Genomic DNA, 513 nt, shown 5'->3' on the forward strand with positions numbered 1-513 from the left:
CCGCGGGCGCGCCCGCGCGCAGGCGATCGGGCGCGCGATGGACGCGCTGCTGGCGGTGGCGCCGAAGGCCGGTTCCTATGTCTCCGAAAGCGATTATTTCCAGGCCGGCTGGCAGGACGCCTTCTGGGGCGCCAACTATCCGCGGCTCGCGCAGGTCAAGCGCAAGTACGATCCGGACGGCCTGTTCTTCGTGCGCCACGGCGTGGGCAGCGAAGCCTGGAGCGAGGACGGATTTACACGCAACGCGTGATTCCCGTTACTGCGCGTCTGGCGGGATAGCCAGCGGATGCTCGGCGCGCGCGGCGTCGATGCGCGCCTTGAGCGCGCGCGTGTTGTCGTCCTCGCCCCAGCGCTTCGTGAACGCCTGCAGGCGCGTGCGCGCCCGCTCGACACTGCCCGACGCCAGCGAAGATTCGATCGGACCGCGCGTCTCCGCCCACGCGCTCGCGCGCTGGCGCTTGCGCGTGCACGCGCTGGACGCCTCGTTCAGTTCGCGCTGCAGGCGTTCCAGCT

General features: G+C 70.8%; 2 protein-coding genes. One reads left to right on the forward strand and one right to left on the reverse strand.

The features are described 5' to 3' along the window. The coding region (locus ACEN88_RS33995; RefSeq protein ID WP_413346777.1) for a BBE domain-containing protein at positions 1 to 250 on the forward strand (250 nt) is incomplete at its 5' end. Positions 251 to 256: 6 nt separating this feature from the next. Here ACEN88_RS33995 and ACEN88_RS34000 read toward each other — a convergent pair. Beyond that, on the reverse strand, positions 257 to 513 hold a 257-nt coding region (locus ACEN88_RS34000), incomplete at its 5' end, for a hypothetical protein (protein ID WP_413346779.1).

Origin of the sequence: Massilia sp. CT11-108, from assembly GCF_047302915.1 — a bacterium.
GTDB classification, from domain to species: Bacteria; Pseudomonadota; Gammaproteobacteria; order Burkholderiales; family Burkholderiaceae_D; genus Telluria; species Telluria orientalis.